Source organism: Ferrovibrio sp., from assembly GCF_035304305.1.
Lineage (GTDB): Bacteria > Pseudomonadota > Alphaproteobacteria > Ferrovibrionales > Ferrovibrionaceae > Ferrovibrio.
Map to the genome: position 1 here is coordinate 1 of NZ_DATGQG010000149.1, position 25,052 is coordinate 25,052.

The following is a 25,052-nucleotide window of genomic DNA, read 5'->3' on the forward strand; positions in this document are numbered from 1 at the left end:
AAACCGAAGCGTCGAGACAGACCTGACGCGTTTTCCCGCATGACAGTGCGCGCAGGCGATGGAGTCGGCCATGATCTCGTCACGGGCGATCTCGTCAGATCTGTGCGGGAGAGCCGTTCGGAAGTGGCGACCCCTACGGGATTCGAACCCGTGTTCCCACCGTGAAAGGGTGGTGTCCTAGGCCTCTAGACGAAGGGGTCGGCCTGGCGGCGTCGGCAGCGGGCCGGCGCGGCGGAGGCTGTGTATAGGTTTCCCCCCAACAAATCAAGCGCCGCAGGCCGGCTCAACACAACATTCGCCTGTTAACTCAAAGTCATGCCAGGGCTTGGCCCGACCATGACATCATGAGGCTGAAGCGATCACCCGCCGCTGGGCTGCGCCGCGTCCTCGACCACGAATTGCACACGCTTCTCGCCGCGCCAGTGATCGGCGCGCAGATGGCCGCCGAGATGCAGCACGGCACCGGTCTGGCGCGCCTGCAGCAGGGCCGGACCGAGCTCGCCCTCGATGCTGCGAAAAGCCATGGCACGCAGGCGCGGCCCCTGCCCGTCGCCGGACGCCACGAGACAGCGCACATGCTTCTCGCCCACCACATCGGCCTGAATGACGCGGGCAGCGGTGAGCGCGAAACGCGGTTCGGGATTACCCGAACCATAGGGACCGAGCTGCTCCAGGCGGTCGCAGAGATCGGTGTTGCAGCCGCCGATGCCAAGCGCGCCGTCGAAGCCCAGGCTGGCCGAGGCGCCGGCCTTGATCACCGCCGGCTTCAGGCGCTCGTTGAGGAAGGCCTTAAGATCGTTCAGTTTCGCTGCTTCCACCGTCAGCCCCGCAGCCATGGCATGGCCGCCGCCATTGACCAGCAGGCCGGCCTGTCCGGCAGCCACCACCGCCGCGCCGAGATCGACGCCGGGGATCGAGCGGCCGGAGCCCTTGCCGATGCCGTTCCCGTCCAGCGCGATGACGAAGCTGGGCCGCCCCGCCGCCTCGCGGATACGGGCGGCCACGATGCCGATCACGCCGGGATGCCAGCCCTGCCGGGCGACCAGAGCCAGCGCGGCATCATCGGGCACCGTACCGAGTTCCTTCATCGCCTCGTCCAGCACCGCGGCCTCGATCTCCTGCCGCTCGCGGTTGTACTGGTTGAGCTGCTGCGCGATGGCCTGCGCCTCGCGCGGATCATCGGTGGAGAGCAGCCGCGCGCCGAGATCGGCCTGGCCGACGCGCCCGCCCGCATTGACGCGCGGGCCGAGCAGGAAGCCGAGATGATAGGCGGTCGGCGGCTCGGCGATGCCGGCAACATCGGCCAGCGCCGCCAGTCCCGGATTCTGCCGCGCGCGCAGAACCTTGAGGCCCTGGGTCACCAGCGCGCGGTTGAGGCCCGACAGCGGCACCACGTCGCAGACCGTGCCGAGCGCCACGAGATCGAGCCAGCGCAGCAGATCCGGCTCCGGCCGCGTGTCCCTGCTGTAGAAACCCTGCGCGCGCAGGCGGCGGTTTACCGCGACGACGAACAGGAAAGCGACGCCGACGGCCGCCAGCTGGCCGAAGCCGGGTATCTCGTCGAGACGGTTCGGGTTGACGACAGCGATGGCCCGGGGCAGTTCCGGCTCGGCCAGATGGTGATCGATCACGATCACCTCGATGCCCTGCGCGGCGGCATCTTCCAGCGGCGCGAAGGCGAGCGTGCCGCAATCGACCGTGATGACGACCTTCACGCCTTCGGCCGCGAGTCTGCGGAGCGCCGGCGCATTGGGGCCGTAGCCCTCCTTCAGGCGATCGGGAATGTAGACGCGTAACGTCTGCCCGATGGCGGCGAAGAAACGCGTCAGCAGCGCGCTGGAGGTAGCGCCGTCCACATCGTAGTCGCCGAAGACTGCGACCTTCTCGCCGCGGATGATGGCATCGGCCAGGCGTTCGGCGGCAGCATCCATGTCGCGAAAGCGCGATGGATCGGGCAGCAGGCGACGCAGCGAGGGATTGAGGTGATCCTCCAGCTCCTCGATGGTGATGCCGCGACCGGCCAGCACGCGGCCGAGGATTTCGGGCAGCCCGGCCTGCTGCGCGAGCGCCAGCGCCATGCGATCGTCGAGGCTGCGCAGGCGCCAGCGGCGACCCAGCACGGAGCGCGTGACGTTCAGGAAAGCCGGTGCGGGATCGATGGCGCCCATCGCGGCGCCCTCAGACCGCAGGCGGGCGGACCACCGCCTCGATGCGGCGGATGGTGCCGGTCTGCGACCGCATCACGATGGAACTGACCTTCACGCCGCCGCCCGGCAGGCGCTTCACACCCGCCAGCATCGAACCGTCGGTGACGCCGGTGGCGGCAAAGACGACATCGCCAGAGGCGAGATCGGCCAGAGCGTATTTCCGGTCGAGCTTCTCGATGCCAAGCCGGCGCGCGCGGCTGCGCTCGTCCTCGTTGCGGAACAGCAGCCGCCCCTGCATCTGGCCGCCGATGCAGCGCAGGGCCGCCGCGGCCAGCACGCCTTCCGGCGCGCCGCCCGAGCCCATGTAGATATCGATGCCGGTGGCGGGATCGGTGGTTTCGATGATGCCGGCAACGTCGCCGTCGGCGATCAGGGTGATGCGGGCGCCCGTGGCGCGCACCTGGCTGATCAGTTCGGCATGGCGCGGCCGGTCAAGGATGCAGACGGTCAGGTCGGCGACCTTCACGCCCTTGGCCTCGGCCAGACGGCTGAGATTCTCCGCCGGCGTGTAGTCGAGATCGACCACGCCTTCGGGCAGGCCGCCGCCGACCGCGATCTTCTCCATGTAGATGTCGGGCGCGTTAAGGAAGCAGCCGGAATTGGCGAAGGCGATGACGCAGAGCGCGTTGCTGCCGCCCTTGGCGGTGATCGAGGTGCCTTCCAGCGGATCCAGCGCAATGTCGATCCGCGGACCCTTCCCGGTGCCGACCTTCTCGCCGATATAGAGCATCGGCGCCTCGTCGCGCTCGCCCTCGCCGATCACGATAGTGCCGTCGATGTTGAGCGTATTGAGCGCGTTGCGCATGGCGTCGACCGCGGCCTGATCGGCCGCCATCTCGTCACCCAGACCGACCAGACGGGCCGCCGCAATCGCCGCAGCCTCGGTCACGCGCACGGCCTCGAGCGTCAGGTTGCGCTCGACCGCCATGGTTGCCGCTGCCGGAGTCTGTGCCGCTTCCCTGCTCTTCGCTGCCGCTTTCCGTGCCGCCATCTTCCGCTCCGCTCAGGGCGTCTCAATCCGGATCGGCGCCGGCGGCTGCAGCACGGGGCGCAGCTTCGCGATGCGCTTGAGCGCCCGCGCCATGTCCGCCTCGCGCGCTTCATGGGTGATGAAGACGACGGCGACAGGCTGGTTCTCGGCTTCCGAGCGGCCGCGCTGCACCAGGCTTTCGATCGAGATCTTATGGTCGCGCAGCACAGCCGAGACATCGGCCAGCACGCCGGGCTGGTCGCGCACGATCAGCCGGATGTAGTAGCGGCCGATATAGTCGGCCATGGCGGCCGCCTTGAGCGGCTGCAGCTTCACGGCAGGCACGCCGAAGGCCGGCGCACGGCGGCCGGCCGCCAGATCGGCGAGATCGGCAACCACGGCCGAGGCGGTGGGATTGCTGCCGGCGCCGCGGCCTTCGAACATCACGCGGCCGACGTAATCGCCGACGGCGGAAACCGCATTGAACACGCCATCGACATGGGCGATCGGCGTATCGGCCGGCACCATGCAGGGATGTACGCGCTGCTCGATCCCGCGCGGCGTGCGGCGTGCAATCGCCAGCAGCTTGATGCGGTAGCCGAATTCGCGGGCAAAGGCGATGTCGACCGCCGAGACATGGCGGATGCCCTCGACATGCACGGCCCTGAAATCGACCCTGGTGTTGAAGGCGAGCGAGGTCAGCACCGCCAGCTTGTGTGCGGCATCGACGCCGTCGATGTCGAAGCTGGGATCGGCCTCGGCATAACCGAGCTGCTGCGCTTCCTTCAGCACCTCGCCGAAATCGCGCCCGGTGTTGCGCATTTCGGTGAGGATATAGTTGCAGGTGCCGTTGAGGATGCCGGTGATCTGGTCGATGCGGTTGCCGATCAGGCCCTCGCGCAGCGCCTTCACGATCGGGATGCCGCCGGCGACCGCCGCCTCGAAAGCGAGCGGCGCGTCATGGGCTTCGGCCAGGGCTGCGATCTTCGCACCATGCACGGCCAGCATCGCCTTGTTAGCCGTGACCACGCCCTTGCCGGCCCTGAGCGCGGCCTCGACCAGCGCGCGCGCCTTGCCGTCGGCGCCGCCGATCAGTTCGACGACGACATCGACATCCGGATCACCGGCGAGATCGGCCGCATCGCCGTACCAGCGCCAGCTGCCCTTCGGCATGTCGCGCTTCTTGCGCCGGTCGCGCGCCGAGACCGCCACCACCTTGATCGGCCGGCCGGCCCGCGCGGCCAGCGTACCGGCATGCTGATCCAGCAGGCGCACGACGCCCGCGCCGACCACGCCCAGGCCCGCGATGCCGACTTTCAGCGGCGCGGGCGAATTCACGACGGCCTTAACCATTCGCCGCAGCCTTCACGCCCTCTGCGGGCAGGTTGGAGGGCGACGAGAGCAGCCGCTTGATGTTCTTCACCGCCTGGCGGGTGCGGTGCTCGTTCTCGACGAAAGCGAGGCGCACGAAATTGTCGCCGTGCTCGCCGAAGCCGATGCCCGGCGCGACGGCTACCTCGGCCTCGCGCAGCAGCAGCTTGGCGAATTCCACCGAGCCCAGATGCGCGTAGCGCTCCGGGATCGGCGCCCAGCAGAACATCGAGGCATTCGGCATCGGGATGTTCCAGCCGGCCGCCTGCAGTCCCTTCACCAGCACGTCGCGGCGCGACTTGTACATGGCGCGGATCTCGGCGACGCAGTCCTGCGGACCGTTCAGCGCCGCAGTCGCCGCCACCTGGATCGGGGTGAAGGCGCCGTAATCGAGATACGACTTCATCCGCGCCAGCGCGCTGACCAGGGTCGGGTTGCCGGCGCCGAAGCCGATGCGCCAGCCCGGCATGTTGTAGGTCTTCGACAGCGAGGTGAATTCGATGGCGACATCCTTCGCACCCTTCACCTGCAGGATCGAGGGCGGCGGATTGCCATCGAAATAGATCTCCGAATAGGCAAGGTCGGAGATCACCCACATGTCGCGCTTCTTCGCGTAGTCGACGATCGCCTCGTAGAAATCGAGGTCGACCGTCATCGCGGTGGGATTGGCCGGAAAGCTGACGATCAGGGCGATCGGCTTCGGGATGCTGTGCTGGTAAGCGCGCTCCAGCCCGGCGAAGAAGTCGATGCCCGGCCCGATCTGCACCGACCGCACATTGGCGCCGGCGATGATGAAGCCGAAGGCATGCATCGGATAGCTCGGGTTCGGCACCAGCACGGTGTCGCCCGGCGCCGAGATCGCCATGGCCAGATTGGCCAGACCTTCCTTGGAGCCCAGGGTGACGATCGCCTCCCGCTCGGGATCGAGCTCCACGCCGAAGCGTCGGCCGTAGTAATTGGCCAGTGCCTTGCGCAGGCCGGGCACGCCGCGACTGGAGGAATAGCGGTGCGCCCGCGGGTTCTGCGCCGCTTCCACCAGCTTGGCGACGATATGCGGCGGGGTCGGATTGTCCGGGTTGCCCATGCCGAAATCGATGATGTCCTCGCCGCGAGCTCGAGCGGCGGCCTTCATACGGTTCACTTCCTCGAACACGTAGGGCGGCAGTCGCTTGATGCGGTAGAACTCGGTATCCATGAGCCTCTGGTCCAGTACGGCAACAACTATGCTTCAGTTACGCGAAGGCGCGGCGGCTTTTCAGCCCCGCGCCCCCGCCGTTCTCTAGCCGAAATCCCGTCAGTTTACGAGGTAGATCTCAACCCGGCGGTTATAATCCTCGGCTCGGGGCATGGCCTCGTAGTAGACCGGAGCCGCGTCGGCCCGCGCCTCGGTCCGGATCCGGTCGGCGGCCACGCCGCGGCGGCGCAGTTCGGCGGCCACGGCTTCGGCCCGCTTCTGCGACAGGCTGTAATTCAGCTGGCGATGCGCGCTGGGCTCCATGTCGGAGGTGCGGCTGGAGGCAAAGCCCAGGACGGCAATGCTGCCCTTCCCGACGCCCTTGTAATACTCAGCCACCCGCCGGATCAGGTTGCGGTCGTCGCTGCCGAGGCTGGTTTCGCCGTTGCCGAAGCGCACGACGGCCAGCAGGGTGCGCTCGCCGGGCAGGCCCGCGGCTGCCATGCCACCGGGAGCTGTGGCCGCGCTGCTCGGCTGCATGGTGACCTGCGCGAGGTTGGGCGGCAGCGTCCTGGCCGAGGATTGCGCCAACGACTGCGAATAGGTGTCCACGACACCGGCCGAGGCGGCCGGCGCCCGGTTCTGGGCCGGCGCGGTCGGCGCCGGAGGCTGCAGGGTCACGGGCTGCTGGGCACCCGTCGGCTGGCCGTTGGCCGATTGCTGCGCCATCTGGACCGGCTGCGGCGCGGCGGGCGCCGGGGTCAGCTGCTGCCGGGTTTGCGCCGGCTGCGGTCCCGGATCGGCGGACGGCCCCGGCATCGGGGTCACCGGCGGACGCGGTGCCGGCGGCGGCGTGTTGCTGTCGGCCGGACGGGCACGCAGTTCCTGGTCGGTGTGGCGGGCGTTCTCGCGGTCGGCCGCCAGATTATCCAATGCCTTACGGCGCTCACCCTCGCTGGTGATCTCGACCGGGCGCGGCGGGACACGGCCCAGATTGGGGAAACGGTCGCTGGTCGCGGCCGGCGTATTGGCGCTGCCCGCCGGCGTCGGCGGCGGCAGCGGCTCGTCGTCGTCGAACCAGTTCAGCGGATTGACCGAGGAACAGGCGCCCAGGCTCAGGCCGGAAACCAGCAGCAATGCCAAGGCGGTCGTCCGGGCGCCCCTATGGACCCGCCCTGCGCCGCCGGCGCGCGCCGCGCTGTTGTCTGCCATAACCAACTTCCCCCTGAACTCTCTGCCCCTTGGAACCCGCAATACCGCCCCGGAACCGGCCCGAATCCATCGGCCTTGCAGGGCGATTCCCTATCCCGTAACCTCATTTTGCGGCAAGAAAATCCGGCCAGTAACCGGATTCGGACCACAAGGAAACGGGCCCCGAGAATAAGGACTGTCGGATGGCGAAGCAACCGGACAGTGGCACCCCCAAGAGCCCCTCCCCGGGCGACGCGGAGGCCTGGGCAAAGAACTGGGCGGCGATCGCCGAACAGAGCCAGAAACTGCTCGCCGAATTCGCCAAGCGCCAGGGCACGGCTCCCGGACAGGCGCTCTTCGATCCGCTGAACCTGAGCGGCGCCTTCATGGCCCATATGAGCAAGTTGCTGTCGGAGCCGGAAAAGCTGGCCGAGGCGCAGGTGAAGCTGTGGCAGGACTACGCCCGGCTCTGGGCCAATACGGCAGACCGCTTTCTCGGCCGCGAGACCCAGCCGCTGGTGCAGCCCGAGAAGGGCGACAAGCGCTTCAAGGATCCCGCCTGGCAGGAAAACGCGATCTTCGACTTCCTGAAACAGTCCTATCTGCTGACGGCCCGCTGGATGCAGAACACCGTGCAGGATGTCGAGGGGGTCGATCCGAAGGTGGCGAAAAAGGTCGACTTCTATACCCGCCAGTTCATCGACGCGCTCTCGCCGTCCAACTTCCTGCTGACCAATCCCGAAGTGCTGCGCGCCACTGTGGAGAGCAAGGGCGAAAACCTCGTGAAGGGCCTGCAGAACCTGCTGGAGGACCTCGAGCGCGGAAAGGGCAAGCTGAATATCCGGATGGTGGACGACAAGGCCTTTACGGTCGGCGGCAACATCGCCGTGACGCCGGGCAAGGTCATCTACCAGAACGACCTGATGCAGCTGATCCAGTACGAGCCGGCGACGAAGGAAGTCTACAAGCGGCCGCTCTACATCGTGCCGCCCTGGATCAACAAATACTACATCCTCGACCTGAAGCCGGAGAACTCGTTCATCAAATGGATGACCGAGAAAGGCTACACGGTCTTCGTCGTGTCATGGAACCAACCCGACGAGACGCTGGCCGACAAGACCTTCGAAGACTACATGCAGGAAGGCATCTACGACGGCCTCGATGCGGTGAAGCAGGCGACCGGCGAGGACGAGGTCACGGCGATCGGCTACTGCATCGGCGGCACCCTGATGGCGGCGACGCTGGCCCGCATGGCGGCGCAGAAGGACAACCGCATCAAGGCCGTGACCTTCTTCGCGGCGCAGGTGGATTTCTCCGAGGCCGGCGAGCTCACCGTCTTCACCGACGAAGACACGCTGAAATATCTCGACAGCCTGATGGAGGAGAAGGGCTATCTCGACGGTGGCGAGATGGCGACCACCTTCAACATGCTGCGCGCCAACGACCTGATCTGGTCGTTCGTCGTCAACAACTACCTGCTGGGCAAGGAGCCCTTCCCCTTCGACCTGCTCTACTGGAATTCCGACTGCACGCGCATGCCGGCGAAGATGCACGGCTTCTACCTGCGCAATATGTACCAGAAGAACCTGCTGTCGAAGCCGGGCGCGCTGGAGCTCGGAGGCGTCAAGCTGGACCTGGGCAAGATCAAGATCCCGGTCTACCTGCAGGCCAGCCGCGAGGACCATATCGCGCCGTACAGGTCGGTCTACAAGGCGACGCAACTGTTCGGCGGACCGGTGCGCTTCGTCATGGCGGGATCCGGCCATATCGCCGGCGTGATCAATCACCCGAACGCGAAGAAATACCAGCACTGGCTCAACGAGACGAAGACCAATCCGCCCGACGTGGAGGACTGGATCAAAGGCGCAAAGGAATATCCCGGCTCGTGGTGGAACGACTGGGACAAGTGGCTGTCGGAGAAATCGGGCCCCAAGGTTCCGGCGCGCAAGCCCGGCGACGGCAAGCTGAAACCGATCGAGGATGCACCCGGCTCCTACGTGAAGAAGCGGGTCGTGGAGTGATCCGCGCCAATCCAGCCCCCCCAAGCGTCATGGCCGGGCTTGTCCCGGCCATCCACGTCTTGGGTTCGCATTGGCCATTCAGGTATGATTAAAAAACGTGGATGCCCGGGCCAAGCCCGGGCACGACAAATTAGGGAATGAGAAAATGCTCTTCCTGATCGACGTCACGTTCAATTTCACGACGCTGGGCGACAAGGCGCAGCAACTGGTCCGCGCGGAGTGGGATGAGGAAGAGCGCCTGCTCGCCCAGGGCCAGTTCGTCGGCATCTGGCGCAAGGCCAACAGCATGGGGACGATGTTCATCCTCGACATGCCGAACCACGAAGCGCTGGCGAGCCAGCTGCGCGCCATGCCGCTCTATCCCTATTTCACCCGGATCGAGGCGACGCCGCTGATCGCGCATCCGAATTTCCCGCAATTCGCCCGCGGCGCGACTTTCCACGAAAAGCCGGATTCGAAGCCGAAGCCCGACAGCAACCTGTTCCTGCTGGATGTGCGGATCGAATATCTGCGCGCCGGCGACAAAATGAACGACTGGGTGAAGGCCGAATGGCGCGTCTCGGAGGAGATGATCGAGAAACGCCAGCTGGTCGGTATCTGGCGCCGCGCCAATGCGCTCGGCACCTTCGTGCTGTGGAACCTGCCTAACGCGGAAGCGGTCGGCAACCAGATCCGCGCCATGCCACTCTATCCCACCTTCACCGATGTGACCGTCACGCCGCTGGTGATGCATCCGAACTTCCCGCAATTCGCGCGGCCGGCCGAGCATCACGAGAAACCGGCAGCGTAAGTTGCCTCCCGCGTTGTGACATCCTGCTCCTGCCAGTCCGGTCTGTCCTTCGGGGATTGCTGCGGCCCGATCCTGGCCGGCCAGCCCGCCCCCACCGCACTGGCACTGATGCGCTCGCGCTACACGGCCTATGCGCGCGGCGACGCAGCGCATCTGGCGCACACGCTTGCAGCTGAACATCGCGCCGGCTTCGATGCGGCCGAGGTCAGCGCCGGCATGCGCGACACGCAATGGCTGGGTCTGGAGATTGTCGACACCAGGGATGGCGGCGCGGAGGACAGCACCGGCATTGTGGAATTCATCGCCCGCTTCCGTTCGCAGGGCCGGATCGGCGCCCTGCATGAGCGTTCGCGCTTCCGCCGCGACGAAGCGGATGGCCGCTGGGTCTATGTCGATGGCGAGACGCGCGTGCAGCCGGTGAAGAAACCCGGCCGCAACGATCCCTGCTCCTGCGGCTCAGGGAAGAAGTTCAAGCAATGCTGCGGACGGGCGTGAAACCGTCATGCCGAGCTTGCCTCGGCACCCCGTCTCCGGAATGGCCATTTACAATATCCGCTCAGCTGTTCCGCCGCTGCCCACGCAGGGTCGGCAACCCGATGCCGGTTGAGTCGAACCCGCCATCGACGCAGAGCACCTGTCCGGTGATGTAGTCGGCCTGCTCGCCGCACAGGAAGAAGATCGCGTTGGCGAGCTCGCTTTCCAGCCCGTAGCGGTTGAGCGGGATATGGTCGTGATAGTCGGCACGGATCTCGGGCGTATGAACCGCCTTCGCCATCGCAGTATCGACAGGCCCCGGCGCCACAGCGTTGACCCGGATGCCATAATCGCCCAGTTCGGCCGCCTGCTGCTTGGTCAGATGCGCCAGCCCCGCCTTGCTGGTGCCATAGGCAACGCGAAGCGTGGAGGCCCGCAGGCCGGAGATCGAGGTGATGTTGACAATGGCGCCGCCACCCTGGTCGCGCATCAGTGGCGCCACGGCCTGCACCATGAGGAAGGGCCCCGTCAGGTTCACCGCCATGACGCGCTGCCATTCTTCCAGGCTCACCTCAAGAATGGGCTTGAAGATGGCAATGCCGGCATTGTTGACCAGCGCATGGATGCGGCCGAAACGGGCATGGGCCTTCTGAACCGCTGCCTGCACGGCAGCCGGATCGGAAACATCAGCCTCCAGCGCCAGCGTGGCATCCGGCCTGTCCAGTTCCCTCACGGCTTCCAGCAGCGTGTCGCTCAGGACGTCGAGCATCGCCACGCGCCAGCCTTCGGCAAGAAACTTCCGCGCCGCCGCGAGCCCGATCCCGCGGGCCGCTCCTGTGATCAGTGCCGTTTTGCCGGTCATCGCTTCCTCCCCCTGCATGTCGTCCGCGGGCATTGTGCCGGAGCAGCGGCCTCCTCCGCCATCCATTGGCGGAAGGCGGCTATGGCGGATTCATCCGCTCTCGCCGGCGCGCAGACCAGCCAGTAGCCAACAGTGCTGGTCACCGCCGGCGGCCAGATCTCTTCCAGCCGTCCAGCCTCGATATCGGGATTGACCAGCGGCCGGCGGCCGATGGCGACGCCAAGCCCCTGGCAGGCCGCATCAAAAGCCATCTGGATGGTGTCGAAACGCAGGCCGCGCGCGGCTGCCGGAATTGCGCGGCCGGCGGCCTGCGCCCAGTAGGCCCAGTCTTCGCTGACCGTGGTAACATGGATCAGCATGACATCATCGATCGTGCCTGCCTTGCGCAGCCGGGCTGCGAGCGCCGGGGCGCAGACAGGCACGAGTTCTTCCGGAAACAGCCGGTCGGCCGTCAGGCCGTCCCAGTCGCCACGGCCCATCCGGATGGCGAGATCGGCCGCCGTGCCGGACAGATCGATCCTCTCCTGCGCGGTATCGATCATGACGTCGATATCCGGATGGCGCTCGCGGAAACGCGGCAGCCGTGGCAGCAGCCAGCGTGCGGCGAATGTCGGTGCGGTCGAGATCGCGAGCCTGCGGTTCCCGCGGCGCGCGGATGCCCGCTCGCTCGCCGATGCCAGTGCGGCCAGCGCATCGCGCACCACGGGGAAATACGCCTGCCCCGTGGGTGTGAGGACCAGGCCGCGCGAGGTCCGCTCGAACAGCGTCGTGCCGAGCCAGTCCTCGAGCGACTGGATGCCATGGCTCACCGCGCTGGGCGTCAGCAGGAGTTCATTCGCCGCGGCCTTGAAACTCAGCAGGCGTGCGGCGGCTTCGAAGAGGCGGAGGGAGTTGAGGGGCGGCAGACGGTAGCGCATGGAGGCAGAAGCTAGCAGAAATTCCGGCCGCTCCACATCCGGGTGAAACGAATTCACCGCCCGGTGAGAATTAGTCGTTTGCGCAGTTACCGCCCCCGGAGACAGCCTGTCCGCACACCCGACACGGAGGACAGCATGCTTGATACGGACAACCGGAACGAACGCCCGCTCCTGCAGGTCGAGGACGGGATTGCCACCATCACCCTGAACCGGCCGCACCAGCTCAATGCTCTGGACTATCCCACTATCGACGCGCTGATGCAGTATCTCGACCTGATCGAGGCCGAGGCGGATATCCGCTCGGTGATCCTGACCGGCGCCGGCGACCGCGCCTTCAGCGCCGGCGCCGACATCAAGGGCTTTGCGGCGTCCGTTCGCGCCGGCGTGGATGTTGCGCTGCGCGATTTCGTCTGCCGCGGCCAGGGCCTGACCAAGCGCATCGAAGCCTTCCCGAAGCCCGTCATCGCGGCCGTGAACGGACTGGCTTTCGGCGGCGGCTGCGAGGTCGTCGAGGCTTGCCCTCTTGCCGTCGCCGCCGAGACGGCGCGCTTCGCCAAGCCGGAGATCAACCTGGGCTTTCCGCCGCCCTTCGGCGGCACACAGCGTCTGCCGAGACTGGTCGGCCGCAAGCGCGCGCTGCATATGATCCTCACCGGCGAGAGCATTTCGGCGGCAGAGGCGCAGCAGATCGGGCTGATCAACCAGGTCGTGCCCCGCGACCAGCTGATGTCCGCAGCCCGGCAGCTCGCATCGACGATCGCCCGCAAGCCAGCAGTTGCTGTCACCGCCTGCCTCGCCAGCGTGACCCGCGGCATCAATCTGAGCATCGATGAAGGGCTCGCAGTTGAAGCAGGCCAGTTTGCCCGTACAGTACCGACCGAGGATATCCGCGAAGGCATCACCGCCTTCATCGAGCATCGGCCTGCCTGCTTCGTCGGCCGCTGAGAGGACCGCGATGACCAGGACCCATTCCTACGAAGCCGAGGTGATCTGGACCGGCAACCAGGGCTCCGGAACCTCCGGTTACAAGGCCTATTCGCGAGACCATGTCATCCGCGCCGGATCGAAGCCGGAGATTCCCGGCTCCTCCGATCCGGCCTTCCGCGGCGATCCGGCGCGCTACAACCCGGAAGACATGCTGGTCGCCTCGCTCTCGGCCTGTCACATGCTGTGGTACCTGCATCTGTGCGCCACCAATAAGATCGTGGTGGAAGATTACCGCGACCATGCGCAGGGCGTGATGGTCGAGACGGCCGATGGCGGCGGGCATTTCGAGAGCGTCACGCTGCGGCCCCGGGTGATCATTGCAGCGGGCGGCGACCTGGCGCTGGCGGAACGGCTGCATGCCGAGGCCCATGCCAAGTGCTTCATCGCCAATTCGGTGAATTTCCCCGTCCGGCATGAAGCTCTGGTCAGCTATTCCGCGGCGTCGTAAGCAGTCACAGCTTTGTTCAATACCCGGCGCTGACAATTCCTTTATTTTGCGTTAATGTGTGGCGAAACACACCGGATGTTGAGACGCATCCGGATTAATCGTCGGGAGTGATCGCGCGCAAATGGGCCGGATGCTGGAAGGAACGCCACAACTGACGCTGGAGACGCTGCAGGCGCTCTATGCCTACTGGGCGTCCAAGCGGCAGGGCCGGTCCATGCCCGACCGGGCCGACATCGACCCGATCGAAATGAAACCCTGGCTGGGCAACCTGATGCTGGTCGAGCGCCGCGACGACGGCGACTATGTCTACCGGCTCTACGGCTCGACCTTCGTCAACCAGTTCAAGGTCGACATGACGGGCAAGCGGGTCTCCGAACTGCCGCCGCAGCAGGCCGAGCTGCTGCGGACTGAATACGACGCGGTGATCCACAGCCGCATGCCGATGTCGCGGCGCTATACGGCAACCTTCGATTACACCTCACGCGACCGCCGCTCCTCCTGGCAGGTGGAGCGCAGCTGGGAGCGGCTGTCCTTGCCCCTGACCGCCGGCGGCGACGAGGTCCGCATGCTTCTGGTCGCAGCCTTCCCGCTGGAGCCGGCGCCGGAAGACCGGCTTTCCTGAGACGGGATTTTCCCCGGAAATCAGCCACTTTTAGGTGAGATCATTCCCCCCGGATTTGACAAGGGGGCATGAAACGCCCATGTTCGCCCCGCCGCGTCGGCAGCGTCGCCGCTGGATTTTTTCGCAATTTTTGTTGGAAAACCGCCCCGTATGAAAGTTGTTGTCGTCGAAAGCCCGGCGAAGGCCAAGACCATCGAGAAATATCTCGGTCCGGGCCACAAGGTGCTGGCCTCCTTCGGCCATGTGCGCGACCTGCCGGCCAAGGACGGTTCGGTGGAGCCCGACAAGGACTTCCGGATGCACTACGAGATGTCCGGGCGCGGTTCGGAATCGGTCCGGGCCATCGCCGGGGCCCTCAAGGACGCCGACACCTTAATTCTGGCAACCGACCCCGACCGCGAGGGTGAGGCCATCTCCTGGCATGTGCTCGAGGCCCTGAACAACCGCAAGGCCATCAAGGGCAAGACGGTCAAGCGCGTGGTGTTCAACGAAATCACCAAGTCGGCCGTGCTGGACGCCATGGCGCAGCCGCGCGACATCGACATGGATCTGGTGAATGCCCAGCAGGCGCGCCGCGCCCTGGACTACCTGGTCGGCTTCACCCTCTCCCCCGTGCTCTGGCGCAAGCTGCCCTCGGCCAAGTCGGCCGGGCGCGTGCAGTCGGTGGCCCTGCGGCTGATCTGCGAGCGCGAAACCGAAATTGAGGCGTTCAGGCCGCGCGAATACTGGACCATCGGCGCCGAGTTCCTGAACAGCGCCGGCCAGAAGGTCGTCGCCCGGCTGGCCGAACTGGGCGGGCGCAAGCTCGACAAGTTCGACATCGCCGACGAGGCCGCCGCGAGGGCCGCCGTGGCGAAGCTGCAGGACCTGCGTTACGCCGTCACTGACGTCCAGATCAAGCCGGCCAAGCGTCACCCCGCGCCGCCCTTCACCACTTCGACCCTGCAGCAGGAAGCCGCCCGCAAGCTCGGCTTCTCGGCGCAGATGACCATGCAGATCGCCCAGCGCCTTTATGAAGGCGTCAATATCGGCGGCGAGACCACAGGCCTGATCAGCTACATGCGTACCGACGGCGTCAGCATGGCGAACGAGGCCATCCGCGCCGCCCGCGACGTGATCGCCGAGGATTTCGGCCGCGAGGCGCTGCCGGAAAGCTGGCGCGTCTACAAGACGAAGCAGAAGAACGCCCAGGAAGCCCACGAGGCGATCCGCCCGACCGATTTCCGCCGCCGCCCGAAGGCGGTCGCCCGCTACCTCGACGACGCGCAGCTCAAGCTCTACGAGTTGATCTGGACCCGCGCGCTGGCCAGCCAGATGGAATCGGCCGAGCTGGAGCGCACCACCATCGACATCGCCGATCCGGCCGGTACCGGTACCTTCCGCGCCACCGGCACGGTCGTCCTCTCGCCCGGCTTCCTCAAGCTTTACGAGGAAGGCATCGACGACAAGACCGGCGACGAGGAGAGCGACAACCGCCTGCCGAAGCTGAAGGTCGGCGATCCGCTGAACAAGGACAGGATCACGCCGGAGCAGCATTTCACGGAGCCGCCGCCGCGCTATTCGGAAGCAAGCCTGGTGCGCAAGCTGGAAGAGCTCGGCATCGGCCGGCCGTCCACCTATGCCGCCATCCTCGAGGTGCTGAAGGCGCGCAACTACGTGAAGCTGGAGAACAAGCGGTTCCAGCCGGAAGACGCCGGCTGGCTCGCCTATGCCTTCCTGGTCTGCTTCTTCGAACAGTATTTCGCCTACGGCTTCACGGCCGCGCTGGAAGAGAAGCTCGACGAAATCGCCGAGCACAAGCTCGACTGGAAGCAGGTGCTGCAGGATTTCTGGCAGGACTTCAGCCTCGGCTCCTCCGACCTGCTGTCGGTGAAGGACGCCGTTGCCCGCATCGACGAGAAGATGGGCCGCCGCGGCGAGGTGCTGGACGCCATCAACGCGCTGCTCGAGAACCACTTCTTCCCGCCGCGCGAGGACGGCAAGCCCGCCCGCCTCTGCCCGGCCTGCAACAAGGGCCAGCTGGCGATCAAGGCCGGCCGCACCGGCGCCTTCATCGGCTGCTCGGATTATCCCGACTGCAGCTATACTCGCCCCCTGAGTGCCGGTGGCGGCCATGGCGATATCGCCATTTCCGGTCCGCAGGAGATCGGTACGGATCCCGCCACCGGACAGATGGTCACGCTGCGCCAGGGTCCCTTCGGCCCCTACGTCCAGCTCGGCGAGCCCGAGGGCAAGGAGAAGCCGCGTCGCGCCTCGCTGCCGCGCGGCGTCACGGTCGAGGATGTCACGCTTGAGCTGGCGCTGAAGCTGCTGTCGCTGCCGCGCGTCGTCGGCCTGCATCCGGATACGGGCAAGGAGATCGTCGCCGGCCTCGGCCGTTTCGGCCCCTACCTGCTGCATGACGGCGCCTACACGAAACTGAAAGATCCCATGGAGGCGATCGAGATCGGCATCAACCATGCCGTCGAGAAGATCGCCGAGGCGGACAGCCGCCGCAAAGGCCCGCGCCAGCGCGCCGAGCTGAAGGTGCTGCGCGAAGTCGGCAAACACCCCGATGACGGCGAGCCGATCAACGTCATCGAGGGCCGCTACGGTCCCTACCTGAAGCATAACGGCACCAACGCGCCCCTGCCGCGCGGTATCGAGCTGGACGACGTGACCCTGGAGCAGGCGATCAACGCCATTGCCGCGCGGGCCGGATCGGGCAAAGGCAAAGGCCGGAAGGTTGCGAAGAAGGCTGCGGCGCCGAAGGCGGCCAGGAAGAAGGCCGAGGCAACGGACGAACAGCCCAAGGCAAAGCCAAAGGCCAAGGCAAAGAAAAAAGCCGCCCCGAAGAAGAAGGCCGCGGCCAAGAAAGCCGCCGCGGCGTAACCGTGGCGAAGAAGAAGCAGCCGGCCGCGCTTCCGTCCAGACAGGACATCCTGAATTACATTGCCGAAAACCCGGGCAAGGTCGGCAAGCGGGAAATCGCGCGCGCCTTCAACGTCGGCGCCGAGCATCGCGTGGCGCTGAAGGGCCTGTTGCGGGAACTCAAGGCAGCCGGCGACATCAGTCAGACCCATGGCCGCAAGGTCACGCCGAAAGACCAGCTGCCCGAGGTGACTCTGGTCGACCTTGTGAAACTGGACCGCCATGGCGACCTGGTCGGTCGCCCCGTGGAATGGAAAGGCAGCGGCGAGTCGCCGCGCATCCTCTTCGAGGGCAGGCGGAAGAGCCGGCGCGAGACGAGCGAGGTCGGCGTTGGCGATCGCGTGCTGGCACGGCTGGAACGCGCCGGGCGCAACCGCTATCGCGGCCGCATCATCAAGAAGCTGGAGCAGGACGAACAGCCGGTGCTCGGACTGCTGTCGGTGACCGGGGATGGCGAAGCGCGCCTGCTGCCGACCGACAAGAAGGTCCGCCATGAATACGTGATCTCGCCGGAGCATCTCGGCGGCGCCGAGCCCGGGCAGTTCGTGGTGGCGCAGCCCCTGCCCGGCCGCCGCTTCGGCCTCCGTCCGGCAAGGATTACGGAAGTCATCGGCAACGCCACAGACCCGAAGGCGCTGAGCCTGATCCCGATCCATACGTTCGGCATTCCGACGCGTTTCACCGAAGCGGCCATCCGCGAGGCGGAGAACGCCAAACCCGTCAGCCTCGGCTCACGTGAGGACCTGCGCGGGATTCCGCTGGTCACCATCGATCCGGAAGATGCCCGGGATCACGACGACGCCGTCTTCGCCGAGCCGGACGACGACCCGAACAACAAGGGCGGCTGGCATGCCATCGTGGCCATCGCCGATGTCGCCCATTACGTGCGGCCAAACAGCGCGCTCGACCATGATGCGCGCCTGCGCGGCAACTCGACCTATTTCCCCGACCGGGTCGTACCCATGCTGCCCGAGGCGCTGTCAGCGGACCTCTGCTCGCTGGTGGAAGGCAAGGACCGCGCCTGCCTCGCCGTGCATCTGTGGTTCGACAGGGACGGCAACAAGAGGCGGCACAAATTCGTCCGCGGCCTGATGCGCTGCGCGGCCGGCCTGAATTACCGCCAGGTTCAGGCCGCCATCGACGGCATGCCGGACAGGACGGCGGAAAAGTTTCTCGAGCCGGTACTGAAGCCGCTCTATGCCTGCCACGCCGCCCTCGATGCGGCCCGCACCGCCCGCCAGCCCCTGGCCGTGACCGCCACCGAACGCCGCGTGATCATGGGCAAGGACGGTCATATCGCCGCCATCAAGCCGCGCGAGCATCTGCACAGCCATCAGGTGATCGAGGATTTCATGATCGCGGCCAATGTTGCGGCGGCGGAAGAACTGGAGAAGCGGCGACAACCCTGCATGTACCGCGTGCACGAACAGCCTTCCGACGAGAAGATCGACAGCTTGCGGAAATTTCTCGCCACACTGGATTACCGGCTGGCGAAGGGCCAGGGTCTGCGGCCGATGCATTTCAACGCCGTGCTGGAGGCCGTGCGCGGCAGCGAGCATGAGCGGCTGGTGAACGAAGTCGTCCTGCGCACCCAGATGCAGGCCTATTACTCACCCGACAACCAGGGACATTTCGGGCTGAACCTCCCGCGCTACGCCCATTTCACCTCGCCGATCCGTCGCTATGCCGATGTGCTGGTGCATCGCGCACTGATCAGCGGATGCAGGCTGGGTGATGACGGCCTGCCGCAGGAGGATGTCGAGCAGTTCGAGCAGATCGCCGAACATATCTCGCTGACCGAGCGCCGCTCGATGCAGGCGGAGCGCGACGCCATGGACCGCTTCGTCGCTGCCTTCATGATGGAGCATGTCGGGGCCACCTTCAGCGGCCGCATCACCGGCGTGACACGGTTCGGCCTGTTCGTCGAGCTGGACGAAACCGGCGCCGATGGATTCGTGCCGATCTCCACGCTGTCGGACGATTTCTACGCCCATGACGAAGCGCATCGTGCCCTGGTCGGCCGGCGCACGCGCAGGCGCTACCGTCTCGGCGACGGCGTGACGGTGCGGCTGGAGGAAGCAACACCCGTCACGGGTGGCATGCGGTTCGAGATCGTCGGCAGCGCGGATGCCGCGCCACGCAGAGCACTTGGCCACAAGGGTCGCGTCGTGCCCAAAAAGCCGACCAACCGTCCGAGTTGGGCCAAGCACCGCAGCAGAAAGAGAAAACAGTGAAACGCCTCGTAGTCGCCGCCTCTCTTGTCCTCGCCGCCGGCACGGCATCCGCCATCGAGATCCAGGGCCATCGTGGCGCCCGCGGCCTGGCGCCGGAGAATACCCTGCCGGCTTTCGCCATCGCGCTGACCCACGGCGTCGACAATCTCGAGATCGACCTGCAGATGACGAAGGACGGTCACCTCATCATCGCCCATGATCCGGTACTGAAATCCTATATCGCCCGCGGTCCCGACGGGAACTGGGTCAGCGATCCCGGCCCGGTGATCCTGCAGATGACCCTGGACGAGACGCGCCGCTACGATGTCGGCCGGCTGAATCCGAAATCCAAATACGGGCAGACCTATCCCGAGCAGAAACCGGTCGACGGGACGCGCATGCCGACCTTCGACGAGTTCATGGCGCTGGTGCGTAAATCCGGAGCCGGTGACCGGATGCGCTTCAACATTGAGATCAAGCTCGATCCGCGCATGCCGGAACTGTCGGCGACCGCGGAGCAGTATGCCGAAGCGACGGTCAGGGCGATCCGGGATGCCGAAATCGCCGGCCGCAGCACAGTGATTTCCTTCAACTGGGCGACGACCGCGGCGGTCTCGAAACTGGCACCCGATATCGCCACCGGCCTGATCACCTTCGAGGCCAGTTCGCCCAACGAGAACATGCAGCGCGGCCAGCCCGGCGCCAGTCCCTGGCTCAATGGCCACGATGTCGACGCCTATGCCTCGGTCCCACAGATGGTGAAGGCGGCCGGCGGCAAGGTCTGGGTCCCCTTCTGGCGCAACGTCACCCCGGAGCTGGTGAAGGAAGCCCACGATCTGGGCCTGAAGGTCAATGTCTGGACCGTCAACGACAAGCCGACCATGGAAAAGATGATCGATTTCGGCGTCGACGGCATCACCACCGATTATCCCGACCGGCTGCGGGCGGTGATGCAGGCGCGCGGCCTTCCTCTGCCGCCACCCGCTCCGGTGGAGCCCTGACAGGGGTCGGCGACTCGGAGCAGGCCCGGATAGGGCTTCCATCCCCCGGTTTCCGGGGTTAAAACGGCGCCGCGCCGCCCCGCTGCGACCGGCGCCGAAACCCCAGGGACGGCCAGCATGATCACTGCCTATCTTCCGCAAGGCGGCCAGCTGCACCGCATCGAACTGACACCGGACTCCGTCCTGCCGGAGGGAACCGTCTGGGTGGATCTGCTCGAGCCGACTCCAGAGGAAGAGAAGGCCATCGAGCGCCTGCTCGAGATCGAGATGCCGACCCGCGAAGAGATGCAGGAGATCGAGATCTCCAGCCGTCTCTACCGCGAGGGCGATGCCAGCTACATGACGGCGAACATCCTCTATCACGCCGAGACGCCGGTGCCGCAGACCACGGCCGTCACCTTCATGCGCACGCCGCGCGCGGTCGTCACCCTGCGATTCGCCGACCCGCTCTCGTTCCGGCAGTTCGTCGCCCGCGCCCAGCGTCAGCCCAGCCTGTGCGCCACGGCCGACGCCGCCCTGTGCGGCATCCTCGATTCGATCATCGACCGCGCCGCGGACGTGCTGGAGGTCGCCGGCAAGGATCTCGACGGCGTGTCGCGCGCCATCTTCGGTTATGGCCGCAGGGAAGATTACGAATCCGCTGATGAAACCGATCTGGAAGACGCCGTCCGCAAACTGGGCCGTGTCGAGGACCTGACGTCCCGCATTCGCGACAGCCTCGTGTCGCTGACGCGTCTGACGGCCTTCCTCAACCTGACCATGGCCGAGCAGCGCGGCACCAAGGAGGCGCGGATCTGGCTCAAGACCCTGTCGCGCGACGTGCAGTCGCTGAGCGAACAGGCCGCCTTCCTGGCGCACAAGGGCAACTTCCTGCTCGATGCCACGCTCGGCCTGATCAACATCCAGCAGACCAAGATCATCAAGATCTTCTCGGTCGCGGCGACCGTTTTCCTGCCGCCGACGCTGATCGCCAGCATCTACGGCATGAATTTCGAGGTCATGCCGGAACTCAGCTGGTCCTTCGGCTATCCGCTGGCCATCCTGCTTATGATCGGTTCGGCCGTGCTGCCCTACTGGTGGTTCAAGCGGAAGGGCTGGCTGTAACATGATCGACGATCTGGCAGAGCGCCCCACCGACACCGCTATGCTGCGCGGCCTGCGCCGCCGCTGCCCGCGCTGCGGCGAGGGCCGCATCTACGGGCGCTACCTGAAGGTGGAACCGCACTGCGCGAGCTGCGGGCTCGAACTCTCCGGCCATCGCGCCGATGACGCCCCGCCCTATTTCACCATTCTGATCGTCGGCCATATCATCGTGCCGCTGATGCTGATGCTGGAACAGCATTTCCATCCCGCGGAATGGGTCCATATGGCGCTCTGGCTGCCGCTTACATTGCTGCTCTGCCTCTGGCTGCTGCCGCATATCAAGGGCGCGCTGATCGGGCTGCAATGGTCGCGGCGCATGCATGGCTTCGGCAGCGAACCGCACTGAGCGATGGCCGACGACCAGCCAAAGTCTCCGCCCCAGCCCGTCCGAGATGCCGCAACGCTGATCCTCTGGCGCCGCAGTGGCAGCCGGCTGGAAGTACTGATGGGCGAGCGCCACGGGGCCAGCGCCTTCATGCCGAACCGCTATGTCTTCCCGGGCGGTCGGCTTGACGCCGCCGATTACCGCATCCGCCCCGCCGCGCCGCTGAACCCGGTCAGCGCCCACCGGCTCGCCCGGTCTCGCGGCACCGGGCCGCGCAAGGCGGTCGCTCTGGCCCTGGCAGCCATCCGCGAGACCTTCGAGGAAACGGGACTGCGTCTGGCCGAAGCCGGACCGCCCCTCGCTTGCCCCTCGCCGAGCTGGCAGGCCTTCTTCGGCTCCGGATTCGCCCCGGCGCCCTCGACGCTGCTCTATCTCTGCCGGGCAATCACCCCGCCGGGCCGGCCGCGCCGCTTCGATGCCCGTTTCTTTGCCGCCCCGGCCGAGGCAGCCCAGGGAGTGTTGCGCCCCTCGGCGGAACTGGACAAGCTGAGCTGGATGACCCCAGAGGAAACCCGGGACCTGCTCCTGCCCAACATCACCCAGTATGTGCTGGCCAATCTGGAAGCCTGGCTGGAGCCGGCGGCCGCGGCCGATCCGGCCCGGCAGGTCCCCTTCCACCATTCACGCCACGGCAAGCGCCAGTTGGACTGGGAATGACCCGCCCGGTCACCCCCAAGCACGCCGCCAGCCTCATTCTCGTCCGCCGCGCCGCCGACGGGCCGGAGGTTCTGCTGGGCCGCCGCGCCGGCAGGCACCGATTCCTGCCGGATATGTATGCCTTCCCGGGCGGCCGGGTCGATGCGACTGATAGATCAGAGATTACTCTTAAGCCATTAACATTAAATAACAATATTTTTTCAGTTGATCCAATAGATGAGCATGATCTTCAGGCTCTCGCGGTCGCAGCCGTCCGCGAAACCTGGGAGGAAACCGGGATTGCTCTCGGCCCGGTGGAAAACGGCCGGCTGCGGCCGGACCTTTCGGGCCTGCGCTATTTCTGCCGGGCGATCACCCCGGCCGAGAGCCCGATCCGCTTCGACGCCCGCTTCTTCCTGCAGGATCTGACCGGCCGGGAGGTGGAACTGCGCGGCTCGGGTGAACTGCTGGACCTCGCCTTCCGGCCCGTGGAACAGGCCCTGCGCCTGCCACTGGCGGACATCACGGAATTCGTGCTGGGCCAGATCGCGCAGCTCGGACCGGACCTGACGCCGAAGCGGCTCGCCTTCTGGCGCTATCGCCGCGGTAAACCCATGATCCGCTGGGAAAACCCGGCTTAGTTGACATCCCGGTGCGAATCCCTATGCTGCGCCGCCAATCCGTTGCCGACCGAACCCGTGGATGTGAGTTATGGCCAAGCCGACCACCCTGAAGATCAAGCTGGTGAGCACTGCCGACACCGGCTACTACTACGTCACCAAGAAGAACCCGCGCACCAAGACCGAGAAGCTGTCGCTGAAGAAGTACGATCCGGTCGCGCGCAAGCATGTCGAATTCAAGGAAGCCAAGATCAAGTAAGGCCTGATTGGCGCCCCGCGCCGTCTTCGCCTTCGATGAAAGCCCCGCCCCTGGCGGGGCTTTTCATTTGGCCGGCACCGTTGTGGGCTACACCCGCCGGTAGATGATCCGGTTGCGGCCGCCGTTCTTCGCCTCGTACAAGGCGTCGTCCGCCCGCTTGAGGAGACTTTCCGCCGTGTCGCCGGGGGCGGAGGCGGTGCAGCCGATCGAGCAGGTCACCGTCAGTTCCCCCGCATCGCGGACCGGTACGGGTTTGCCGCCGATGGCCTGCAGCAGGCGATTGGCGACCACCTCGGCCGAATCGATATCCGTGTCGGGCATCAGCACCACGAATTCCTCGCCGCCATAGCGGCAGGCCATGTCGATTCCGCGGATGTTGCGGACGATGCGGTTGCCGATCTCGCGCAGCACTTCGTCGCCGGCCTGGTGACCATGGGTATCGTTGACCTGCTTGAAGTAATCCAGGTCGAGGATCAGCACGGCCGTGCCGCGCTGGCTGGCGCGGTCCAGCAGCGTCGCCAGATGCGACGCCATGTAACGGCGGTTATACAGGCCGGTCAGGGAATCCGTGACCGCCATCTCGATGCTCTGCTGGTAGTGCAGCCGCAGCCGGTCCTGATAGCGCTTGCGCCGCACCTGGGCGCGCAGCCGGGCGATGAACTCGTTGCGATCGATCGGCCGCACGACGTAATCGGTGACGCCGATCTCCAGCCCCTTCACCAGCTGCCGCTGGTCATCCGGACCCACCAGCAGCAGGATTGGCACGTTGCGCGTTTCTTCCGTGGTGCGGAACTGCGAGCACAGCCGCAAGCCGTCGGGGTTCTGCAGCGCCAGACTGATCACCACGGAATCGTATTCGGCGTTGCGGGCACGGACCAGCGCCTCGGCGCCGTCCGCAGTCATCTCGATCTGGAACTGCCCCTCGATCATGCGCTGCAGCCGCACCTGATCGCGCGGATTGTCCTCCACCACCAGCAGCCGGGCCGAGGCATAATCCTCATGCACGTTCGGCACCGGGGGCGAGATCACGCCGAGCGTGGCGGAGGTGCGCTCGCGCATGCGCAGCTCGTCCAGCATCAGCTTGACCCGCAGCAGCGAACGCACGCGGGCGAACATCGCGACATCGTCGACCGGCTTGGTCAGGAAATCGTCGGCGCCGGCGCTCAGGCCCTGCACCCGGTCTTCCGGGTCGCCGAGCGCGGTGACCATGATCACCGGGATATGGGCGGTTTCGGAATCTGCCTTGAGCCGCCGGCAGACTTCGAAACCGTCCATGCCCGGCATCATCACGTCGAGCAGGATGAGGTCGGGCTTCTGCGTGACAGCAGCCTCGAGCGCCTCCGGCCCGCTGCCGGCGGTGATCACCTCGTAGTATTCGCTGGTCAGTTTGGCTTCGAGCACCTTGATGTTGGTGCTGATGTCATCGACGACCAGAATGCGCGCGGTCATCGGGAAGCTTGTTCAGGCTTTGGCATCCAGGAACTGCTTCACCGTTTCGATGAACTTGCCGACCGAGATCGGCTTGGCGATATAGGCATCGCAGCCGCCCTCGCGCATCTTCTCCTCGTCGCCCTTCATGGCGAAAGCGGTGACCGCAACGACCGGAATGGAGCGCAGGTTGTCGTCTTCCTTGATCCACTTGATGACTTCAAGGCCCGAGACTTCCGGCAGCTGGATGTCCATCAGGATCAGGTCGGGCCGGTGCTGGCGCACCATCGCCAGGGCTTCCATGCCGTCCTTCGTCTGCAGGGTCCGGTAGCCATGGGCATCCAGCAGGTCGTGGAACAACTTCATGTTGAGTTCGTTGTCCTCGACGATCAAAACGGTCTTGCTCATCAGCTGCCTTCCCCG

The 25,052-nt window shown here is 66.0% G+C and carries 23 protein-coding genes and 1 tRNA gene; 14 read left to right on the forward strand and 10 right to left on the reverse strand.

Going from position 1 to position 25,052, the window contains the following annotated elements:
- Positions 1-124 precede the first annotated feature (124 nt).
- The 6 genes from VKZ87_RS16060 to VKZ87_RS16085 all read right to left on the reverse strand — a co-directional run bounded on the left by VKZ87_RS16060 (position 125) and on the right by VKZ87_RS16085 (position 6,934).
- A tRNA-Glu gene (locus VKZ87_RS16060) sits at positions 125-200 on the reverse strand.
- A 159-nt stretch (positions 201-359) separates the two neighbouring features.
- Positions 360-2,168, reverse strand: coding sequence for a single-stranded-DNA-specific exonuclease RecJ (gene recJ, locus VKZ87_RS16065; RefSeq protein ID WP_324222277.1), 1,809 nt, complete (start codon positions 2,166-2,168; stop codon positions 360-362).
- 10 nt (positions 2,169-2,178) lie between these two features.
- Positions 2,179-3,135 carry a class II fructose-bisphosphatase gene (glpX, locus tag VKZ87_RS16070; protein ID WP_324222320.1) on the reverse strand — a complete coding sequence of 319 codons (957 nt, stop codon included), beginning with the start codon at positions 3,133-3,135 and terminating at the stop codon, positions 2,179-2,181.
- Between the two features lie 75 nt (positions 3,136-3,210).
- Positions 3,211-4,530 (reverse strand): homoserine dehydrogenase, encoded by a 1,320-nt coding sequence (locus VKZ87_RS16075; protein WP_324222278.1) that lies wholly within the window; start codon positions 4,528-4,530, stop codon positions 3,211-3,213.
- Positions 4,523-5,743, reverse strand: a complete 1,221-nt coding sequence (locus VKZ87_RS16080; protein WP_324222279.1) for an LL-diaminopimelate aminotransferase — start codon at positions 5,741-5,743, stop codon at positions 4,523-4,525. The genes VKZ87_RS16075 and VKZ87_RS16080 overlap by 8 nt, the downstream gene beginning before the upstream one ends.
- Before the next feature lie 99 nt (positions 5,744-5,842).
- Positions 5,843-6,934, reverse strand: a complete 1,092-nt coding sequence (locus tag VKZ87_RS16085) for an OmpA family protein (protein WP_324222280.1) — start codon at positions 6,932-6,934, stop codon at positions 5,843-5,845.
- 182 nt (positions 6,935-7,116) lie between these two features.
- Here VKZ87_RS16085 and VKZ87_RS16090 point away from each other — a divergent pair, with 182 nt between their 5' ends.
- The 3 genes from VKZ87_RS16090 to VKZ87_RS16100 all read left to right on the forward strand — a co-directional run bounded on the left by VKZ87_RS16090 (position 7,117) and on the right by VKZ87_RS16100 (position 10,219).
- Positions 7,117-8,934: a class I poly(R)-hydroxyalkanoic acid synthase gene (locus VKZ87_RS16090; protein WP_324222281.1), complete on the forward strand. Its 1,818-nt coding sequence runs from the start codon at positions 7,117-7,119 to the stop codon at positions 8,932-8,934.
- A gap of 145 nt (positions 8,935-9,079) precedes the next feature.
- Positions 9,080-9,724 carry a muconolactone Delta-isomerase family protein gene (locus VKZ87_RS16095; RefSeq protein ID WP_324222282.1) on the forward strand — a complete coding sequence of 215 codons (645 nt, stop codon included), beginning with the start codon at positions 9,080-9,082 and terminating at the stop codon, positions 9,722-9,724.
- A gap of 15 nt (positions 9,725-9,739) precedes the next feature.
- Positions 9,740-10,219, forward strand: a complete 480-nt coding sequence (locus tag VKZ87_RS16100; RefSeq protein ID WP_324222283.1) for a YchJ family protein — start codon at positions 9,740-9,742, stop codon at positions 10,217-10,219.
- 61 nt (positions 10,220-10,280) lie between these two features.
- Here VKZ87_RS16100 and VKZ87_RS16105 read toward each other — a convergent pair whose 3' ends face one another.
- Together VKZ87_RS16105 and gcvA are read right to left on the reverse strand one after the other, a co-directional pair.
- On the reverse strand, positions 10,281-11,060 hold the full coding sequence (locus VKZ87_RS16105) for an SDR family oxidoreductase (protein WP_324222284.1): 780 nt from the start codon (positions 11,058-11,060) through the stop codon (positions 10,281-10,283).
- Positions 11,057-11,977, reverse strand: a complete 921-nt coding sequence (gcvA, locus tag VKZ87_RS16110) for a transcriptional regulator GcvA (protein WP_324222285.1) — start codon at positions 11,975-11,977, stop codon at positions 11,057-11,059. Before gcvA ends, VKZ87_RS16105 begins: the two co-directional genes overlap by 4 nt.
- A 135-nt stretch (positions 11,978-12,112) precedes the next feature.
- On the opposite strand from gcvA, the gene VKZ87_RS16115 reads away from it, so the two are divergent.
- The 11 genes from VKZ87_RS16115 (at position 12,113) to rpmG (ending at position 23,201) form a co-directional block, all read left to right on the forward strand.
- Entirely contained in the window at positions 12,113-12,922 is an 810-nt protein-coding gene (locus tag VKZ87_RS16115) for a crotonase/enoyl-CoA hydratase family protein (protein WP_324222286.1), read from the forward strand.
- Positions 12,923-12,932: 10 nt separating this feature from the next.
- Positions 12,933-13,412, forward strand: a complete 480-nt coding sequence (locus VKZ87_RS16120) for an OsmC family protein (protein WP_324222287.1) — start codon at positions 12,933-12,935, stop codon at positions 13,410-13,412.
- 130 nt (positions 13,413-13,542) lie between these two features.
- A complete protein-coding gene (locus VKZ87_RS16125; RefSeq protein ID WP_324222288.1) occupies positions 13,543-14,034 on the forward strand; it encodes a PAS domain-containing protein in 492 nt (163 codons plus the stop codon).
- Between the two features lie 150 nt (positions 14,035-14,184).
- Positions 14,185-16,905: a type I DNA topoisomerase gene (topA, locus tag VKZ87_RS16130; RefSeq protein ID WP_324222289.1), complete on the forward strand. Its 2,721-nt coding sequence runs from the start codon at positions 14,185-14,187 to the stop codon at positions 16,903-16,905.
- Between the two features lie 2 nt (positions 16,906-16,907).
- Positions 16,908-19,178 (forward strand): ribonuclease R, encoded by a 2,271-nt coding sequence (gene rnr / locus VKZ87_RS16135; protein ID WP_324222290.1) that lies wholly within the window; start codon positions 16,908-16,910, stop codon positions 19,176-19,178.
- Positions 19,175-20,158, forward strand: coding sequence for a glycerophosphodiester phosphodiesterase (locus tag VKZ87_RS16140; protein ID WP_324222291.1), 984 nt, complete (start codon positions 19,175-19,177; stop codon positions 20,156-20,158). The genes rnr and VKZ87_RS16140 overlap by 4 nt, the downstream gene beginning before the upstream one ends.
- 117 nt (positions 20,159-20,275) lie before the next feature.
- The gene (locus VKZ87_RS16145; protein ID WP_324222292.1) at positions 20,276-21,262 is read left to right on the forward strand and encodes a magnesium transporter CorA family protein; all 987 of its coding nucleotides are present in this window, start codon (positions 20,276-20,278) and stop codon (positions 21,260-21,262) included.
- Position 21,263: 1 nt separating this feature from the next.
- Positions 21,264-21,647 (forward strand): DUF983 domain-containing protein, encoded by a 384-nt coding sequence (locus VKZ87_RS16150; RefSeq protein WP_324222293.1) that lies wholly within the window; start codon positions 21,264-21,266, stop codon positions 21,645-21,647.
- A gap of 3 nt (positions 21,648-21,650) precedes the next feature.
- Positions 21,651-22,343, forward strand: a complete 693-nt coding sequence (locus VKZ87_RS16155) for an NUDIX hydrolase (protein WP_324222294.1) — start codon at positions 21,651-21,653, stop codon at positions 22,341-22,343.
- The gene (locus VKZ87_RS16160) at positions 22,340-22,963 is read left to right on the forward strand and encodes an NUDIX hydrolase (RefSeq protein ID WP_324222295.1); all 624 of its coding nucleotides are present in this window, start codon (positions 22,340-22,342) and stop codon (positions 22,961-22,963) included. The genes VKZ87_RS16155 and VKZ87_RS16160 overlap by 4 nt, the downstream gene beginning before the upstream one ends.
- Positions 22,964-23,033: 70 nt before the next feature.
- Positions 23,034-23,201 carry a 50S ribosomal protein L33 gene (gene rpmG / locus VKZ87_RS16165; protein WP_324222296.1) on the forward strand — a complete coding sequence of 56 codons (168 nt, stop codon included), beginning with the start codon at positions 23,034-23,036 and terminating at the stop codon, positions 23,199-23,201.
- Positions 23,202-23,288: 87 nt separating this feature from the next.
- Here rpmG and VKZ87_RS16170 read toward each other — a convergent pair whose 3' ends face one another.
- On the reverse strand, positions 23,289-24,650 hold the full coding sequence (locus VKZ87_RS16170; RefSeq protein ID WP_324222297.1) for a PleD family two-component system response regulator: 1,362 nt from the start codon (positions 24,648-24,650) through the stop codon (positions 23,289-23,291).
- Positions 24,651-24,662: 12 nt separating this feature from the next.
- Complete coding sequence (locus VKZ87_RS16175; RefSeq protein ID WP_324222298.1) at positions 24,663-25,037, reverse strand: response regulator; 375 nt, start codon at positions 25,035-25,037, stop codon at positions 24,663-24,665.
- Positions 25,038-25,052: the final 15 nt, after the last annotated feature.

What these genes read in the sequence shown, in the direction of transcription:
- VKZ87_RS16075 (WP_324222278.1), bottom strand. Translation starts at nt 4,530, where the DNA reads ATGGTTAAGGCCGTCGTGAATTCGCCCGCGCCGCTGAAAGTCGGCATC.
- VKZ87_RS16085 (WP_324222280.1), bottom strand. Translation starts at nt 6,934, where the DNA reads ATGGCAGACAACAGCGCGGCGCGCGCCGGCGGCGCAGGGCGGGTCCAT.
- gcvA (WP_324222285.1), bottom strand. Translation starts at nt 11,977, where the DNA reads ATGCGCTACCGTCTGCCGCCCCTCAACTCCCTCCGCCTCTTCGAAGCC.
- VKZ87_RS16150 (WP_324222293.1), top strand. Translation starts at nt 21,264, where the DNA reads ATGATCGACGATCTGGCAGAGCGCCCCACCGACACCGCTATGCTGCGC.
- VKZ87_RS16125 (WP_324222288.1), top strand. Translation starts at nt 13,543, where the DNA reads ATGCTGGAAGGAACGCCACAACTGACGCTGGAGACGCTGCAGGCGCTC.
- VKZ87_RS16095 (WP_324222282.1), top strand. Translation starts at nt 9,080, where the DNA reads ATGCTCTTCCTGATCGACGTCACGTTCAATTTCACGACGCTGGGCGAC.
- VKZ87_RS16175 (WP_324222298.1), bottom strand. Translation starts at nt 25,037, where the DNA reads ATGAGCAAGACCGTTTTGATCGTCGAGGACAACGAACTCAACATGAAG.
- VKZ87_RS16105 (WP_324222284.1), bottom strand. Translation starts at nt 11,060, where the DNA reads ATGACCGGCAAAACGGCACTGATCACAGGAGCGGCCCGCGGGATCGGG.
- VKZ87_RS16090 (WP_324222281.1), top strand. Translation starts at nt 7,117, where the DNA reads ATGGCGAAGCAACCGGACAGTGGCACCCCCAAGAGCCCCTCCCCGGGC.
- rpmG (WP_324222296.1), top strand. Translation starts at nt 23,034, where the DNA reads ATGGCCAAGCCGACCACCCTGAAGATCAAGCTGGTGAGCACTGCCGAC.
- recJ (WP_324222277.1), bottom strand. Translation starts at nt 2,168, where the DNA reads ATGGGCGCCATCGATCCCGCACCGGCTTTCCTGAACGTCACGCGCTCC.
- glpX (WP_324222320.1), bottom strand. Translation starts at nt 3,135, where the DNA reads ATGGCGGTCGAGCGCAACCTGACGCTCGAGGCCGTGCGCGTGACCGAG.
- VKZ87_RS16170 (WP_324222297.1), bottom strand. Translation starts at nt 24,650, where the DNA reads ATGACCGCGCGCATTCTGGTCGTCGATGACATCAGCACCAACATCAAG.
- VKZ87_RS16145 (WP_324222292.1), top strand. Translation starts at nt 20,276, where the DNA reads ATGATCACTGCCTATCTTCCGCAAGGCGGCCAGCTGCACCGCATCGAA.
- VKZ87_RS16115 (WP_324222286.1), top strand. Translation starts at nt 12,113, where the DNA reads ATGCTTGATACGGACAACCGGAACGAACGCCCGCTCCTGCAGGTCGAG.
- VKZ87_RS16080 (WP_324222279.1), bottom strand. Translation starts at nt 5,743, where the DNA reads ATGGATACCGAGTTCTACCGCATCAAGCGACTGCCGCCCTACGTGTTC.
- VKZ87_RS16160 (WP_324222295.1), top strand. Translation starts at nt 22,340, where the DNA reads ATGACCCGCCCGGTCACCCCCAAGCACGCCGCCAGCCTCATTCTCGTC.
- VKZ87_RS16120 (WP_324222287.1), top strand. Translation starts at nt 12,933, where the DNA reads ATGACCAGGACCCATTCCTACGAAGCCGAGGTGATCTGGACCGGCAAC.
- VKZ87_RS16155 (WP_324222294.1), top strand. Translation starts at nt 21,651, where the DNA reads ATGGCCGACGACCAGCCAAAGTCTCCGCCCCAGCCCGTCCGAGATGCC.
- topA (WP_324222289.1), top strand. Translation starts at nt 14,185, where the DNA reads ATGAAAGTTGTTGTCGTCGAAAGCCCGGCGAAGGCCAAGACCATCGAG.